This is a genomic window from Paraburkholderia sp. WS6 (assembly GCF_030464835.1).
Lineage (GTDB): Bacteria > Pseudomonadota > Gammaproteobacteria > Burkholderiales > Burkholderiaceae > Paraburkholderia > Paraburkholderia madseniana.
Map to the genome: position 1 here is coordinate 51,072 of NZ_JALQCK010000020.1, position 15,300 is coordinate 66,371.

Below are 15,300 nucleotides of genomic sequence, written 5' to 3' on the forward strand. Positions count from 1 at the left end.
GCGCCGTGCGCTCCGGCAATCCCTTCCATCGCAGCAACGCCCTCCATACCGGCTACCCCTTCCCACCCGCACTCCGGGTGAACCCGAATTGCCATGCGGCCTCGTCGCGCCTATCTTTCTACATCATACGTATGACATAGAGAGCAAATCGTGGCAACTTTGCACAGGCAGGTCCTGAATCAGATGGGCGAGCAGATTTGTTCAGGCAAATTCATGCCCGGCGACATTCTTCCCGCCGAGCCGGTGCTTGCCGAGCAGATGCAGGTGAGCCGCATCACCATCCGCGAGACGATGAAGTCGCTCTCCGCCAAGGGCATGCTGCAGGTGCGCCGCCGCTACGGCACGGTCGTGCTGCCGCGTGCGCAATGGCAGTTGTTCGACCCGGACGTGATCATGTGGCGCGCGCGTGCAAGCGCCGTCGAGCCCGGCCTCATCGAAGACCTGATGGAACTGCGCCTGATCATCGAGCCGAACGCGGCCAGGCTCGCCGCGAAACGCGCAACTGACGAAGACCGCATCGCGGTCCGGCGGGCTTTCAAGGCAATGGAACGCGCGGTTGCCGGCCACGGCGAGTACGTTCCCGCCGACCTCGCATTTCACGGCGCCATCCTTACCGCCTGCCACAACCAGTTCGTCCAGCAGATGCAGAACGCGCTGTCGGCGATCCTGCGCACCAGTTTCGAACTCAGCTCCGAAATCGCCGGCGGTCCGGCCCGTTCGCTGCCGATGCACGAGGCACTGTGCGTCGCGATCGAGAAGGGGGATCCCGTCGCGGCGGAAGAGGCCGTACTCACGCTCATCAGGCGCGCCGAGCAGGACTTCGAGGACCGCGCCGCGCTGGACCGAACCGCCAACGATCAACCCACGTAGCAATCGCCGTAACCCATTTCATCGCGACCCTCGTCAGGATCGCGAGGGGCGCACTCGCGCCTCGTTTCTGAACATCGAGAGGACACACGCATGACACAGCTATTCGATCTGAGCGGCCGCACGGCACTCGTTACCGGCTCGGCGCGCGGCATCGGATTCGCGCTTGCCGAGGGACTGGCGGCCGCCGGTGCGAACGTCATCCTGAACGGCACGCGCGCCGACACGGTGGCCGAAGCGGTCGCCCGTCTGAGCGACAGGGGTTTCAATGCGCAAGGCCGCGCCTTCGATGTGACCGACGAAAGCGCCGTTGCCGACGCATTCACGCAGTGGGACAAGGACGGCGTGCAAGTCGACATCGTGGTCAACAACGCCGGCATCCAGTTTCGCAAGCCGCTCGTCGAACTCGAATTGAGCGACTGGCAGCGCGTGATCGACACCAACCTGACGAGCGCCTTCATCGTGGCGAAGCAGGCCGCACGCCGCATGATCGCGCGCGGCACGGGCGGCAAGATCATCAACATCGGCTCGCTCACGAGCGAAGCCGGGCGCGCGACAGTCGGCGCCTATACGGCGGCGAAGGGCGGCATCAAGATGCTGACCCGCGCCATGAGCGCCGAGTGGGCGGCCTCGGACATTCAGGCGAACGCGATCGGCCCGGGGTACATCCTGACCGACATGAACAAGCCGCTGATCGAGAACGCCGCTTTCGACGCATGGGTCAAGAGCAGTAATCCCTCGCAACGCTGGGGCAAGCCGGAAGAACTCGTCGGCACGGCGGTGTATCTGGCTTCACCGGCGTCGAGCTATGTGAACGGCCAGATCATCTACGTCGATGGTGGCTGGCTAGCCGTTCTTTAAAAGCAGGTCCACGCGAGTAGAGCAAAACAAACAGCCACTCGCATCAGATAGTTCGTGCGCCGCACTGATCCGGAGACATCATGGAAAGCGTCAAACCCGTAGCAACTCAAAGATGGTGGTATCTGATGCCCATCATCTTCATCACGTATAGCCTCGCCTATCTCGACCGCGCGAATTACGGCTTCGCCGCCGCGGCCGGGATCGACAAGGATCTCGGCATCACCCATGGCACTTCGTCGCTGATTGGCTCGCTGTTCTTTCTCGGCTACTGCCTGTTTCAGGTGCCCGGTGCGATTTACGCACAGCGCAATAGCGTGAAGAAGCTGATCTTCTTCAGTCTGATTCTGTGGGGATTGTGCGCGGCGGCGACCGGCATGGTCAGCAATATTCCGATGCTAATGGTGCTGCGCTTCACGCTCGGCGTCGTGGAGGCGGCCGTGATGCCGTCGATGCTGATGTACATCAGCCGCTGGTTCACACGCAGCGAGCGCTCGCGCGCCAACACGTTCCTGATTCTCGGCAATCCGGTGACGGTGCTGTGGATGTCGGTGGTGTCGGGCTATCTGGTTCGCAGTTTCGGCTGGCGCGAGATGTTCATCCTTGAGGGCATGCCTGCCATCGCATGGGCCGTGGTCTGGTGGTTCACGGTGAAAGACCGTCCGGCCGACGCCCCCTGGATGAGCGACGCCGAAAAGACTGAACTCGACGCGCGCCTGAAGGCCGAGCAGGCCCATATCGCGCCGGTGCGCAATTACAAGGCGGCGTTCCGTTCGTCGATCGTGATCAAGTTTTGCGCGATTCATGCGCTGTGGAGCATCGGCGTGTACGGCTTCATCATGTGGCTGCCGTCGATCCTCAAAGCCGCCTCGACGATCGACATCGTGTCGGTGGGCTGGCTCGCCGCTGTGCCTTATCTCGCCGCAATCATCCTGATGCTGCTCGCGTCGTGGCTCTCGGACAGGACGCGCAACCGCAAGTTGTTCGTGTGGCCGCTGCTGCTCGTCGGGACTATTGCGTTCGTCGCTTCCTATCTGCTCGGCGGCTCGCACTTCTGGATCTCGTTCGCGCTGCTGGTCGTTGCAGGTGCAACGATGTACGCGCCGTATGGCCCGTTCTTCGCACTCGTGCCGGAACTGATTCCGAGCAACGTGCTGGGCGGCGCGATCGGCCTCATCAACGCATGCGGTGCGTTGGGGGCGTTTCTCGGTTCGTGGGTGGTGGGCTATCTGAACGGCGCGACCGGCAGCCCGGCGGCTTCGTATATTTTCATGGCGACCGGCCTGCTGCTCTCGGTGATCCTGATGATGACCGTGCCCGCGAATGCCGACGAGCACGCCAAGCGTGATGCTTCGCTGTCTTTGCATCGCACGTAACGCCCGGGAAATCTCTCGCGCAGGTCCGTCTTTCCCGACACCTCGGACGTCACGTTTTGGCGAAGAAGAGCGCAATTCGACTTCGTTTGATTGATTCGATTTTGGCAGACAGAACATGGCAACCCTGATTACCGATGTAAAGGTCATCCTGACCGCGCCGGAAGGCATCAACCTGATCGTCGTGAAGATCGAGACTAACCAGCCCGGTCTGGTCGGTCTCGGATGCGCGACATTCGCCTACCGGCACGTGGCGGTGACGTGCCTCATCGCGGAATACCTGCGGCCGTTGCTGATCGGTCGTGACGCCGAGGCGATTGAGGAACTGTGGCAACTGATGCATCAGAACGCGTACTGGCGCAACGGTGCGATCGAGAACAACGCGATCTCCGGTGTGGATATGGCGCTGTGGGACATCAAGGGCAAGATGGCGAACATGCCGCTCTATCAGTTGTTCGGCGGCAAGTGCCGCGAAGGCGTGCCGATTTATCGCCATGCGGACGGTCGCGATCTGAACGAGTTGTGCGAGAACATCCGGAAGTATCGCGAGCAGGGCATCACGCATATTCGTTGCCAGAGCGGCGGCTATGGCGGGGGTAGCTTCGGCAAGGCGCCAGCGAGCGCGCCTGAAGGCGCCGCGGATGGCGTGTATCTCGACAGCAGAAAGTACATGCGGGAGACGCTCAAGCTGTTCGACGGCATTCGCAGCAAGATTGGTTTCGACGTCGAGTTGTGCCATGACGTGCATGAACGCCTGAAGCCGGTTGAAGCGATCCGCTTCGCGTGCGAGCTGGAACAGTACGAGCTGTTCTTTCTCGAAGACGCGATTGCGCTCGAGGAAGGCGAATGGATGCGTCAGCTACGCGCCAAAACGACTACGCCGTTGGCCCAGGGCGAGCTGTTCAACAACCCGTATGAATGGCGGTTTCTGATCACCGAGCGCCTGATCGACTTTATTCGTGTGCATCTCAGCCAGATCGGCGGCATCACCGCAGGCCGTAAGCTGCAGATATTCGCCGAGCAGTTCGGGGTACGGACCGCATGGCACGGTCCGGGCGATATGTCGCCGCTGGCGCATGCAGCGAATATCCATATCGATCTCGCCGCGCGCAATTTCGGCGTGCAGGAATGGTCGGGAACCGAGCCGCCGAACTTCGTGATCCAGGACCTTAAGGGGCCGAGAGAGGCCTTGCTGGATGTCTTCCCGGGTCTGCCGGAATTCAGGAACGGACACGTTTATGCCAATGACAAACCGGGCTTGGGCGTGGACATCGACGAAACCGAGGCCGCGAAATATCCTTGCGAAAACACCGTGACGACGTGGACGCAAACCCGCTTGAAGGACGGCACGCTGCAGACGCCGTGACGGAATTGCACTAGCTCGCCATGTGAACTTGAAGGATGGACGGAAGGCTGGCGCCAAGCTCGTACATACCGAGCAGCATCAACGCACCGCAAAGCAACAGAAGCAGCGGATTGATCCGCGTGCCAAGCAGCGTCCCTACTGACATGAGGGCAATCGCTTGGGCCGGAAGTCCACCGTCGAGCGATTTCAACAGAACCCATCCCGCAGCGAGAAGCATGCCGGAGGCGACGGGGCGCAGCCCACGCTCGAGCGCCAGTTGCCACGCCGCGCCTTTATAGCGCGTCCAGATATGGGTCACGCCATAGATCAGAATGCCGGTCGGGGCGAGCAATGCCAGCGTGGCCACTACAGCGCCCCAGAACCCGGCAATCTGCCAACCGATCAAGGTGGCTAGCAGCGACCCGGGGCCGGGCGCCATGCGCGAGATGGCGAAGTCGACACCGAACTGGGCATGTGTCAGCCATCCATGCACGTCGACAACCTGCCGTTGGATGTCGGCGATGATGGCCTGGCCACCGCCTATCGTCACCAGTGACAGGGGCGCGAAAACGGCCGCAAGCTGTAGAAAAACGCGATTCGACATGGTCAGGCTTTGCGCAGTTTGATGTATTCGAACAGTACGCTCAGGCCTCCCGCGCCGATCACGACCCACACCAGCGGCAGACGCAATATGCCGACCGCGACGAAGGTGCCCGCCAGGAACAACAGTGGGAGGGCTCTGCGTGGCACCCGGCGCGCGGTCGTCACGCCCATTGACAACGACAGGCCGGTGGCTGCTGCTGCCGCGCCCGCAAGCAGGATGTGAGCGAGCGGGAACTGCAGCAGATGACCGAGAACCGTGCCGAGAATAATGATGAAGATGGCGGGTGGGATGATGATGCGGGCAACCGCCAGCAACGCGCCGCGCCAGCCGAGCAGACGGTGGCCGATCCATATCGCCATGTTTTTGACGTTGATGCCCGGCAGCGCCTGCGAAATGGCCAGGCCATTCAAAAAGTCTTCTTCACTGATCCAGTCGCGATCCTGGACGAATTCGCGCAGGAGCCAACCGCTCAGGCCACCACCGAAGCTGGTGAGTCCAATACGGCTGAAAATCAGGAAAAGCCCGGTGAGGGTAGGTGGTCGACTCGTGTTGGCAATTTGTTGGGACATCGAATCTTCCAGTCAGCTTGACGTATGACGGGCGAAATATTTGCTTCTGGTGAGCGTGCCCGGTCATAGGCGACTGGAAAATTATATCAACCGGGGGTTTGTTTCCGGACGCCGTGAAACTGATGGTCCGGCCCCAACCGCACAGGGCATTTTTGACCAAGACGACCTCCCATGAGACTGAGTATCCTAGGCGTAATCAGTCATTTCATTTCATGCGGGGAATTCAAGGTGGCGCACTATCTTTGCCATGAGCAGCCGGACTTACTCGAGTTTGAAACGAGCGTGATCGCCTCGCGGCCCGGCGCCGTCGTGCTGGGCCGCACGGCCTTGCACCCGGGCGGTGGCGGCCAGGTGTCGGATGCGGCAACGCTGACGCACGCGCATGGCGCCGTCCGTATTACCGGCGTCGCGCCGGAAGGCGGCATGCTCTGGCATCTGCTCGACGAGCCGCTTGAACTGAACGGCGACGTTCACGTGGCCGTCGACGCGGCCCGGCGCGCCACCGTCGCACAGCTTCATACGGCCACGCATATTCTCAATGCCCTCGTGTATCAACGCTTCGCCGGCGCACTCGTGACCGGCGCGCAGATCAATGCCGACGGTACCGCCCGCATGGATTTCGATCTGCCCGAGGCGGACAACGACGCATTGCGCCTGCTCGAGGAGCCTGCCAACGAGGTGATCCGCAGCGCCATGGACGTGCGGACCTACTACGTCAGCGCAACCGAGGCAAAATCGACGCAGGGCCTGATTCGCAGCCTTTCGGTGGCGCCGCCGCCGACCTCCGACGGCACGGTGCGGATCGTCGAAATCGGCGATCTGGACCGGCAGGCTTGCGGCGGCACGCATCTGACCAACACGGCGCAATCGAAACCGATCCGCATCGTGAAGATAGAAAACAAGGGACGCCGCAATCGCCGGGTCAGAATCGAGCTGGTTTGAAGGGCATCCCGGGAGAGCGAGCCATGGACACATCGGATAGAAGCGAACCGGAAGTGGTGTGCTGGCGAGACGGCGCGCTCGACGGCGCCTGTCTCGCCAGCGCACGCTACGGCGAGCACAAATTCGACCGACATCTGCACGACGAACTCGTCATTGTCATGACGCAATCCGGTGCGGGGCAGTGTCACACGCGCACCGGCAGCGACGTCGCCGGCCCCGGCAGCGTGCTCGTGTTCGGACCCGGCGAGTATCACAGTGGCGAGGTGTGGGAAGGCCGCGAATGGAATTACCGCGCCATCTATCTCGACATGGAAGGCCTGGGCGCGCTGGGTGCTGTGTTTTCGCCCGACTCGCGTCCGGACAAACCGCTTCTGATCCCGCCGGGGCTCTATCAGGATGCGCATCTGGCCGGCCTGCTGGTCAAGGCGCATGCGAGTCTCGACCAACACGGCTCGGTCTCGCTGATGGAGCGGCAGGCGAATTGGTGGGCGGCGATGGGGATGCTGGTCGGGCGGTATGGGCAATCGCGGCACGAGCTCGGCGAAGCACGGCGCGAAGCCCACAAGATGGCGCAGGTGCGCGAGTACGTCGCCGCCAACTATGCGCGCGATATTCCGGTCGATGAGCTGGCGGAACTGGTGGGGTTGAGCCGCTATTACCTCACGCGTGCTTTCTGCAAAGAGTTTGGACTGCCGCCGCACGCCTATGCAACGCAGGTGCGGCTACTCGCGGCCAAACGCATGCTCGCGGCGGGGCATAGCGCGGCGACCGCTGCCGCGGCCGTCGGCTTTTACGATCAAAGCCATCTCAACCGGCTCTTCAAACGGGCCTATGGGATCACGCCGGGGACGTATGCGGCGCTGAAGCCTGGGCATTAAGTCCGCGCGCTACGCCTCTAACGTTACTCGGGAAGCGGAACGTCCTCGATCAGCGCCGACTGTATAGTGCGAATCCTGCGATCGACGAAGTAGCCACCCCCTTCCGTGTAGCGCAGATAAAGACGGTCGCACAACGCGCACTGCCAGACGGCACAGCGGTTGTATGGGAAGTAACGCGGCGCGATGGGTGCGTCCGCCGACCAGTAGGTCGTTTTGCCCGGCAGGTATTCGCTGAAGGTGGGTTCCGGATCGTCCTCTGGTGCGAGCGTGCCGATTTCCTTGAACCGCGTTTCGTCGAGAGAAAGCGGCTGCGAGTGCCAGCCGTCCAGCGGCGTTTTTGTACACATGCAGGGCGCGGCAGTGCGCTGCTCCGCACGTTGCGCGAGTTCAAGGAGCATTGCAGCGTTCAGATATTCCGCCATGAGGCACACGATTCCTGCGGGGTTGGGAGGATGATGCATCCGCGACTCATGGTACGTGGCGCACGGCAACATCATGCCCGTTGCTGCGCCACGCGTGAAGTCAGTTATTCATCATCCGATCACGATGCGGTACGACCCACGAACGGTCGAAACATCCATTGGCGATCGACTTCAACGCCGCCGTTTCTTTCGCATGCTGCCGCCGTGCGCCTTCGATCACCGCTTCCACGTCGGCGGGCGAGATCGCGAGCAAACCGTCCTCATCGCCGACGATGATATCCCCAGGATGAACCACCATCCCGCCGACCGTGACCGGCACGTTGATCTCGCCAGGGCCGTTCTTGTACGGTCCACGGTGCGTCACGCCGCGCGCGTACACCGGGAAATCGCGCTGACGTAGCGCACCGACATCGCGGATCGCACCGTCGATCACGAGGCCCTGCACGCCCAGGCTCTCCGCGAAGCTGGCCATGATCTCGCCCATCAGCGCCTGCGTCAGTTCGCCGGCGCCGTCGATCACGAGCACGTCGCCCGGCCGACAAAAGTCGAACGCGCGATGGATCGCGAGGTTGTCGCCGGGGCGGGTGTGGACCGTGACCGCGGTGCCGGCCATCGGCTTGGGCTGATGATACGGCCGCAAGCCGACCATGCCGCTCGCGCGCGCCATGTTGTCGCTGAGCAGCGAAACCGCCAGTTCACGCAATGCGTCGAGCGTTGCCGGGTTGGCCTGAGGCGCGGACTCGTGTTCGCGCCAGCCGATGGGATTCGTGGTGACAGTCATACCGTTGCCCCTTGCGTGGCGAATTGCTGCTCGAGTTGATGGGACAGCCGCGGGTACACCGCGCGGGCGTTGTCTTCGTAGATACGCTGACGGTCCGCGGCGCTGAGCCATTCGATGGCGTCGATGTAGCGCCGCGTGTCGTCGTAGTAGTGGCCGGTTTCCGGATCGATACCCTGAACGGCACCGATGGTTTCCGACGCGAACAGAATGTTCTCGACCGGAATGACTTTGGCGAGCAGTTCAGCGCCGGGCTGGTGGTACACGCAGGTATCGAAGAACACGTTCTTCATCAGGTACTCGCTGAGCAGCGGCCGCTTCATGTCCTGCGCGAGCCCGCGATAGCGGCCCCAGTGATAGGGCACCGCGCCGCCGCCGTGCGGAATGATGAAGCGCAACGTCGGGAAGTCGGCGAACAGATCGCCCTGCAGCAACTGCATGAATGCCGAGGTGTCGCCGTTGATGTAGTGCGCGCCCGTCGCATGAAAATTCGGATTGCACGACGAGGACACGTGAATCATTGCCGGCACGTCGAGGTCCACCATCGCTTCATAGAGCGGATACCACGAGCGGTCCGTAATCGGCAGCCCCGACCAATGTCCGCCGGACGGGTCCGGATTCAGATTGCAGCCGATAAACCCCAGCTCTTCCACGCAACGCCGCAATTCGGCGATGCAATTGGCCGGCGCCACGCCCGGCGCCTGCGGCAGTTGACACACGCCGACGAAGTTGCGCGGAAACAGCGAAACCACGCGATGGATTAGATCGTTGGATTCGCTTGACCAGACTGCATTGGCTTCGGCCGTGGCGAGGTGGTGCCCCATGCCGGCGGCGCGCGGCGAAAAGATCGTGAGGTCGGTGCCGCGTTCGCGCTGGATGCGAATCTGGCCGGTTTCGATGCTCTCGCGAATTTCGTCGTCGGTAATGAGGGGGCGTGGCGGCGGCGAGCCGCCGTTTTTCAGCGCGGCGATCTGCTGCGCGCGCCAGGCTTCGTGCTGCGGCGGCGAAGTGGTGTAGTGACCGTGGCAATCGATGATCATGGTGTGAAAAACCCGTTGGTGTCCTTGTGAATGCTTATCTGTGCTCGCGCGTCCATATTTGTCCGTGCTATGCGTTCGCTACCTTCGCTGTTTCGTCGGTCACGGCGCTCAGATGCGCGGGGCAGGGTCACCGGTCGCGAGCGAGGCGGCTTCATCTTCAGCCGGAGTGACACGCATCACGAGTGCGATGATCGTCGCGACCACCAGAAACGCTGCGATTGTCAGCAAGGCCAGCTTGAAGTTGCCGGTGGCGTTGCGCACCAGCCCGATGCTCCAGGGACCGACCAGACCGCCGAACTGCGCGATGGTGTTGATCAGCGCAATCGTAGCGGCACCCGCGGCGCCCGTTCTGAACGACGACGCGAGGCTCCAGAACAGCGGGTTGCCCGCATAGATGAACAAACCGGTCAGGCAGAGCAGCGCGTAGGCGATCACAGGATTCGGCGCATACGCACTGCCGGCAATCGCCAATGCGCTCATGCCGTACACGAAGGCGAGGTGCTTCTTGCGGTCGCCCGTACGGTCGGAACTGCGGCTGATCAGGAACGTGCCCAACACGCCGAGGAGCGGCGGCGCGGCGGACAGAAAGCCGACCTCGATATTGCTCAGATGGCCGAGACTCTTGACGATCTGCGGCAACCACAGGAACAAGCCATAAATGCCGACCAGCGCGCAGCCGAACAGACACGCGAGGCTCCACACGCGGATGTCGCTCGCCACGCGCAGCAGCGGAAAATGGGTGCTACCGCCCACAGCTTCGCGTTCGGCTGCGAGCGTCGATTCGAGCCAACGCTTTTCGTCATCGGAGAGCCATTTGGCGTCGGCCGGACGTTCGGTCATGATGCGCAGCGTCAGCAGACCGAGCGCCATCGCCGGGAGGCCTTCGAGGATGAACATCCATTGCCATCCCTGCAAACCGAGAATGCCGTTCGCGTAGGTCATCAACGTTGTCGAGATCGGACCGCCCAGTACTGCCGAAAACGAACCCGCGATGATGTAGCCGCCCACCGCGCGCGCCCGGTAGCGCACCGGAAACCATTTCGTCAGATAGACCGCCACGCCCGGCAAAAAGCCCGCTTCCATCACGCCCAGCAGAAAGCGCAACACATAGAAGCTCGAATCGTTGAAGACGAAGGCGGTGGCTGCCGCGACCGCACCCCACGTCAGCAGAATGCGCGCGATCCAGCGGCGCGCGCCGACCCGATGCAGCAACAGATTGCTCGGCACTTCCAGCAACATATAGCCGACGAAGAAGATGCTGCCCGCGAAACCGAACACGGCTGGACTGAAGCCCAACTGCTTGTTCATGTCCAGCGCGGCGAATCCGATATTGATCCGGTCCAGATAGTTGAAAAACATCATCGCAAAGAGCAGGGGCATTAATCGCCCGTACACTTTGCGCATGGTGGCGGCTTCGTCGAATGAGGTCATGCTGTCTCCTACCTTGCTGCGACGGCTTCATCAGCCGTGGCGGCGTTCTTATGGTTGGCCTGCCGGATCGAACGCCGGCAGTGTCCCGTTGGCCGCACGTTTGACGGCCGGGCTTCAGGGGCTGCCGTTCGTGCCTGCAGGCGCTGATGCTGATGCGCTCATGAACGGACAGCGGCTGAAGCATGAGGCCCATGATAAGAACGCCCGGACGGAGAGTCCAAGACCGCTTGCTTATGCTTGTATAGGTTTTTACTTATAGTGTGGCGTCAGCAAGCGGCGCGGGGAGACAGGCGAGGAAGGCGCGCAGATGCGGTGAGGCATCGTCGGTGCGAAAGGTGGCCGCGAGCGTCGATCGGTATGACGAGCCGGGACCGGAAAGGTGGCGGAACACGACGTCCGTGCGTCCATGCCGTGCAACCGATTCGCCGATGAACGTCACGCCCAGACCCGCCGCCACGAGTGCGATCGCGGTCTGAATTTCATAGGCCTGGTGAGCGACGACCGGAGTCACGCCCGCATCGCGATAGAGCGTTTGCACCGAGCGTTTGAACTGCGCGTTCTGGTGCTTCGGATACAGAATCAAGGGCGTATCGGCGAGCTCGGCAATTCGCACGGTTTTGTGCGCAGCGAGCGGATGACCCGGTTCGAGCGCGACCATCACACGCTCACGCAGCAGCGGATAGGATGTACAGCCTTCAATCGCGAGCGGCTGCCGCCCGATGCCGATGTGAATGCGCATGTCGCGCAACGCATCGGTTTGCTCCTCGGTGAGCAACTCGAAGAGCTTGAGTTCGACCTGCGGGAACGCGTTGTGAAACGCCTTGAGCGCGGGCGGCAGGATGCTGTACATCGCCGAGCGCGTAAAGCCGATGCTGAGCCAGCCGCGCCGGCCGACACCGATTTCCTGCGCAGTAAGGGATACCTGTTCCAGCGAACCCAGTATCTGGCGCGCCTCCGTGCAGAGGTAGTGGCCGGCTTCGGTCAGACTCAGCGGGCGTCTTGCCCGATCGACCAGCTGTGTGCCGAGCCGCTCTTCAAGTGATCGAATTTGCTGGCTCAGCGCGGGCTGCGCGATATGCAAGCGCTCGGCGGCGCGGCTGAAATTGAGCTCCTCCGCCAGAATCACGAAGCACTGCAACGCCCTAAGATTCATATCCGTTTTCCTGATCTTCAGTAGGAAGAGGATAACGGGTTATGCGGTGGACGGTGCAATGCCGGTGTGCCCGGGGGGAAGTTCTGGCGCCGCAGCGGCTCCTTGAAGAGGCCGCGTTGGGGCGCCAGATCATGGAACGCGCGGCGGCTCCTTAATCCAGTCCGCCCTGGCACAGGTACTTGATCGACATGTAATCGTCGAGCCCGTACTTCGAACCTTCGCGGCCGTACCCCGATTCTTTCACCCCACCAAACGGCGCCGCTTCGCTCGACACGGCGCCTTCGTTGATACCGATCACACCCGCTTCGAGCTGGGCTGCGACGCGATTGATGCGTCGCACGTCCTGCGTGTAGAAGTAGGCGGCGAGGCCGAAAGGCGTGTCATTGGAAAGGCGGATCGCTTCAGCTTCGTTATCGAAACGGAACAGCGGCGCCACCGGCCCAAAGGTTTCTTCGCAACAGACGATCATGTCGTCCCGTGCATCGGTCAGCACGGTCGGCGCATAGTAGTTCGGGCCGAGTTCGGTCAGGCGCTTTCCGCCAGTCAGCACTTTTGCACCGTGTTTGACGGCATCTTCTACGTGCCGGGCAATCTTGTCGATTGCGCGTTCGTTGATCATCGGGCCGATCTGCGCGTCCGGATCGGTTGCGGGCGCAACCTTCAGCGCGGCGACGCGTTTCGCGAGCAGATCGGCGAAACGCGCGTAGACACCCGATTGCACATAAACCCGGTTCGGGCACACGCAAGTCTGACCGCCGTTGCGGAACTTGGATGCCATCAGACCGGTGACCGCCGCGTCGAGATCGGCGTCGTCGAATACGATGAAAGGGGCATTGCCGCCCAATTCCAGTGACAGCTTCTTCAGCGTGCCAGCCGATTCACGGGCGAGATGTTTGCCGACCGGCGTCGAGCCCGTGAACGTGATCTTGCGCACGCGTGAGTCGGCGAGCCAGTCAGCGACCGCCGCAATGCCCTGTTCACGCGAAGCCGACAGCATGTTCAGCACGCCGTCCGGCAAGCCCGCTTCCTGGGCGAGCGCGGCCAACGCGAGTGCCGTGAGCGGCGTGTCTTCGGCGGGCTTGGCCACGACCGTGCATCCGGCTGCGAGCGCGGGCGCGATCTTGCGCGCGATCATCGCCAGCGGGAAATTCCACGGCGTGATCGCCGCAACCACGCCGACCGGTTCCTTCACCGCGCTCATGCGTTTGCCGCGTTGTTGCTGCGGGATCAGATCGCCGTAGATGCGTGTCGCCTCGTCGGCGAACCACGCGACGTACGAGGCGCCGTAGGCGACTTCGCCGCGGCTTTCCGCAAGCGGCTTGCCTTGTTCCGTCGACATCAGCTTGGCGAGGTCTTCGGTATTGGTGACGATCAGCGCGTGCCAGCGGCGCAGAATCTCCGCGCGCTCGCGCGGCAGCTTGTCGCGCCATGCGGGGAACGCGCGGGCCGCGGCGTCGGTGGCGGCGCGGGCGTCCGCTGCGCCGCTGTTCGCGACTTCGACGATCAATTCGCCGGTGGCCGGGTTGGTGACGGGAAAGCGCGCGGCGTCGGCGGCGTCGATCCACTTGCCGTCGATCAGGTTCTGCGGGCGAATCAGTTCTTTGCGGGTCAATGCGAGAGACATCGGGGTTGCTCCTTCAGATTGATACTTCGATGCTACCCGTGCGCGACAGTCGATGAAATCGCCAATCGAGGTCTGGACGGCGCACGGAGCGTTTTTTTCGGGCCGCCACAGCATTTTCTGCTGAATCTGCGGTGAAGGCACCGTGCCGGGATGGGTGGCGGCTGGCGACGGCCCTGTTGCGCGGCCTGCTGTACGCACAGGCTCGCGCCTCAACTCATGCGCCGCGGTCCCGTCGACGCCCGCACAATGAGTTGCGGCGGCGGCGCGAGCACCATCGACGGTTGCTGTTCAGGCGTCTGGATCAGCCGGATCAGGCTCTCGATCGACAACTCCGCAACGGCCGCCGTCTGGATCGCGACCGTCGTCAACGCAGGATGCACCTGGTGCGCCAGTTGAATGTCCGTAATGCCGATGACCGACACATCGTTCGGCACGGCGCGACCCAGCGTGATCAACGCCTGTGCCGCGCCGATCGCCAGCAGATCGTTGGTCGCGAAAATCGCGGTGAGGTGAGGGCGGTTCGCCATCAACTGCATGCAGGCGGCGTAGCCAGCGTCGATCGAGTCGCGGATCTGCAGCACTGCGGCCGCGTCTGTTTCGATACCGGCCTCGTGCACCACCGCGCGAAATCCGTTGGAGCGCGCATCCTGCAAGCCGCCGCACCCGTCGCCGATCAGAAGACCGATCTCGCGGTGACCCAATTCAAGCAGATGCCTCGCGGCAAGCGCACCCGCATGAGCAAAATCCACGGCGATGCAGGGCAGGGCGGGCGGCGCCTCCGGGTGTTCCCACATCGCCAGCAAGATCGGCGCGCCGTGCGTGGCCGACGCGCACAAATCGTTGAACTTGATGTCCGTGTTCATCACGAGGACACCGTCCGCGAGTGTGCCGGCGATCTGGTTCAGATACGCACGGCCGACCTCCGCATCGTCGTCGGTATTGCAAACCATCAGGAAGTATCCGGCTTTGCGTGCCGCTCGCTCGGCGGCCAACACGAACTCGGGGTAGAACGGGTTCGAGATGTTCGACAACATCAAGGCCAAGGTCGACGAGTGACCCTCGGCCAGCGCGCGGGCGTTCAGATTGGGCCGGTAGCCGAGATCGGCGATCGCCTTGAGCACGCGTTCGGCAGTCTCCGGGCGGACCTTCTCGCGGTTGCGCAGGACGTTGGAAACGGTGGCGGCAGTAACGTGTGCGCGCTTTGCGACTTCGGAAAGGGTGACCATGTTCTGTTTATCCCATATTCAGGGAGCGCGATTCAAATGTTGCAAGCAACCGGCGACATTGATAACTTGCTGGAAAACACAGCGCCTTGCATGGGACCAGAGTAAGGCGCTAAAGCGCCAACTCTGGTCGACAGGAGACACCCACCATGACTTTTCCCTTCGAACTCGAATTTAAGCGATTAAATGCCTG

At 62.4% G+C, this 15,300-nt stretch carries 15 protein-coding genes; 6 read left to right on the forward strand and 9 right to left on the reverse strand.

Going from position 1 to position 15,300, the window contains the following annotated elements:
• Positions 1 to 150 precede the first annotated feature (150 nt).
• The 4 genes from M0D64_RS23195 (at position 151) to M0D64_RS23210 (ending at position 4,464) form a co-directional block, all read left to right on the forward strand.
• Positions 151 to 870 carry a FadR/GntR family transcriptional regulator gene (locus M0D64_RS23195; RefSeq protein ID WP_266259413.1) on the forward strand — a complete coding sequence of 240 codons (720 nt, stop codon included), beginning with the start codon at positions 151 to 153 and terminating at the stop codon, positions 868 to 870.
• A 90-nt stretch (positions 871 to 960) separates the two neighbouring features.
• Entirely contained in the window at positions 961 to 1,728 is a 768-nt protein-coding gene (locus tag M0D64_RS23200) for an SDR family oxidoreductase (protein ID WP_266259414.1), read from the forward strand.
• A gap of 80 nt (positions 1,729 to 1,808) precedes the next feature.
• Positions 1,809 to 3,101: an MFS transporter gene (locus M0D64_RS23205; protein ID WP_266259415.1), complete on the forward strand. Its 1,293-nt coding sequence runs from the start codon at positions 1,809 to 1,811 to the stop codon at positions 3,099 to 3,101.
• A gap of 115 nt (positions 3,102 to 3,216) precedes the next feature.
• A complete protein-coding gene (locus M0D64_RS23210) occupies positions 3,217 to 4,464 on the forward strand; it encodes an enolase C-terminal domain-like protein (protein WP_266259417.1) in 1,248 nt (415 codons plus the stop codon).
• Positions 4,465 to 4,474: 10 nt separating this feature from the next.
• On the opposite strand, the gene M0D64_RS23215 is transcribed toward M0D64_RS23210, so the two are convergent.
• Positions 4,475 to 5,047, reverse strand: coding sequence for a chromate transporter (locus tag M0D64_RS23215; RefSeq protein ID WP_266259418.1), 573 nt, complete (start codon positions 5,045 to 5,047; stop codon positions 4,475 to 4,477).
• A gap of 2 nt (positions 5,048 to 5,049) precedes the next feature.
• Positions 5,050 to 5,616: a chromate transporter gene (locus M0D64_RS23220; protein ID WP_266259420.1), complete on the reverse strand. Its 567-nt coding sequence runs from the start codon at positions 5,614 to 5,616 to the stop codon at positions 5,050 to 5,052.
• Between the two features lie 228 nt (positions 5,617 to 5,844).
• Between M0D64_RS23220 and M0D64_RS23225 the strand changes: the two genes are divergently transcribed.
• Positions 5,845 to 6,558, forward strand: a complete 714-nt coding sequence (locus M0D64_RS23225; protein WP_266259493.1) for an alanyl-tRNA editing protein — start codon at positions 5,845 to 5,847, stop codon at positions 6,556 to 6,558.
• A gap of 23 nt (positions 6,559 to 6,581) precedes the next feature.
• Positions 6,582 to 7,436 carry an AraC family transcriptional regulator gene (locus M0D64_RS23230; RefSeq protein WP_266259421.1) on the forward strand — a complete coding sequence of 285 codons (855 nt, stop codon included), beginning with the start codon at positions 6,582 to 6,584 and terminating at the stop codon, positions 7,434 to 7,436.
• Between the two features lie 23 nt (positions 7,437 to 7,459).
• Here M0D64_RS23230 and M0D64_RS23235 read toward each other — a convergent pair whose 3' ends face one another.
• From M0D64_RS23235 to M0D64_RS23265, 7 genes are all read right to left on the reverse strand, one after another.
• Positions 7,460 to 7,858, reverse strand: coding sequence for a hypothetical protein (locus tag M0D64_RS23235; protein ID WP_266259494.1), 399 nt, complete (start codon positions 7,856 to 7,858; stop codon positions 7,460 to 7,462).
• Between the two features lie 100 nt (positions 7,859 to 7,958).
• Positions 7,959 to 8,639, reverse strand: a complete 681-nt coding sequence (locus tag M0D64_RS23240) for an RraA family protein (protein ID WP_266259422.1) — start codon at positions 8,637 to 8,639, stop codon at positions 7,959 to 7,961.
• Positions 8,636 to 9,676, reverse strand: a complete 1,041-nt coding sequence (locus tag M0D64_RS23245; protein ID WP_266259423.1) for an amidohydrolase family protein — start codon at positions 9,674 to 9,676, stop codon at positions 8,636 to 8,638. Before M0D64_RS23245 ends, M0D64_RS23240 begins: the two co-directional genes overlap by 4 nt.
• Positions 9,677 to 9,784: 108 nt before the next feature.
• A complete protein-coding gene (locus tag M0D64_RS23250) occupies positions 9,785 to 11,107 on the reverse strand; it encodes an MFS transporter (protein WP_154562490.1) in 1,323 nt (440 codons plus the stop codon).
• Positions 11,108 to 11,360: 253 nt separating this feature from the next.
• Positions 11,361 to 12,260 carry a LysR family transcriptional regulator gene (locus tag M0D64_RS23255; protein WP_266259424.1) on the reverse strand — a complete coding sequence of 300 codons (900 nt, stop codon included), beginning with the start codon at positions 12,258 to 12,260 and terminating at the stop codon, positions 11,361 to 11,363.
• Positions 12,261 to 12,411: 151 nt separating this feature from the next.
• Positions 12,412 to 13,884, reverse strand: a complete 1,473-nt coding sequence (locus tag M0D64_RS23260; protein WP_266259426.1) for an NAD-dependent succinate-semialdehyde dehydrogenase — start codon at positions 13,882 to 13,884, stop codon at positions 12,412 to 12,414.
• Between the two features lie 209 nt (positions 13,885 to 14,093).
• Positions 14,094 to 15,110: a LacI family DNA-binding transcriptional regulator gene (locus tag M0D64_RS23265; RefSeq protein ID WP_266259427.1), complete on the reverse strand. Its 1,017-nt coding sequence runs from the start codon at positions 15,108 to 15,110 to the stop codon at positions 14,094 to 14,096.
• Positions 15,111 to 15,300 lie beyond the last annotated feature (190 nt).

What these genes read in the sequence shown, in the direction of transcription:
- M0D64_RS23200 (WP_266259414.1), top strand. Translation starts at nt 961, where the DNA reads ATGACACAGCTATTCGATCTGAGCGGCCGCACGGCACTCGTTACCGGC.
- M0D64_RS23205 (WP_266259415.1), top strand. Translation starts at nt 1,809, where the DNA reads ATGGAAAGCGTCAAACCCGTAGCAACTCAAAGATGGTGGTATCTGATG.
- M0D64_RS23210 (WP_266259417.1), top strand. Translation starts at nt 3,217, where the DNA reads ATGGCAACCCTGATTACCGATGTAAAGGTCATCCTGACCGCGCCGGAA.
- M0D64_RS23215 (WP_266259418.1), bottom strand. Translation starts at nt 5,047, where the DNA reads ATGTCGAATCGCGTTTTTCTACAGCTTGCGGCCGTTTTCGCGCCCCTG.
- M0D64_RS23220 (WP_266259420.1), bottom strand. Translation starts at nt 5,616, where the DNA reads ATGTCCCAACAAATTGCCAACACGAGTCGACCACCTACCCTCACCGGG.
- M0D64_RS23230 (WP_266259421.1), top strand. Translation starts at nt 6,582, where the DNA reads ATGGACACATCGGATAGAAGCGAACCGGAAGTGGTGTGCTGGCGAGAC.
- M0D64_RS23235 (WP_266259494.1), bottom strand. Translation starts at nt 7,858, where the DNA reads ATGGCGGAATATCTGAACGCTGCAATGCTCCTTGAACTCGCGCAACGT.
- M0D64_RS23240 (WP_266259422.1), bottom strand. Translation starts at nt 8,639, where the DNA reads ATGACTGTCACCACGAATCCCATCGGCTGGCGCGAACACGAGTCCGCG.
- M0D64_RS23245 (WP_266259423.1), bottom strand. Translation starts at nt 9,676, where the DNA reads ATGATCATCGATTGCCACGGTCACTACACCACTTCGCCGCCGCAGCAC.
- M0D64_RS23250 (WP_154562490.1), bottom strand. Translation starts at nt 11,107, where the DNA reads ATGACCTCATTCGACGAAGCCGCCACCATGCGCAAAGTGTACGGGCGA.
- M0D64_RS23255 (WP_266259424.1), bottom strand. Translation starts at nt 12,260, where the DNA reads ATGAATCTTAGGGCGTTGCAGTGCTTCGTGATTCTGGCGGAGGAGCTC.
- M0D64_RS23260 (WP_266259426.1), bottom strand. Translation starts at nt 13,884, where the DNA reads ATGTCTCTCGCATTGACCCGCAAAGAACTGATTCGCCCGCAGAACCTG.
- M0D64_RS23265 (WP_266259427.1), bottom strand. Translation starts at nt 15,110, where the DNA reads ATGGTCACCCTTTCCGAAGTCGCAAAGCGCGCACACGTTACTGCCGCC.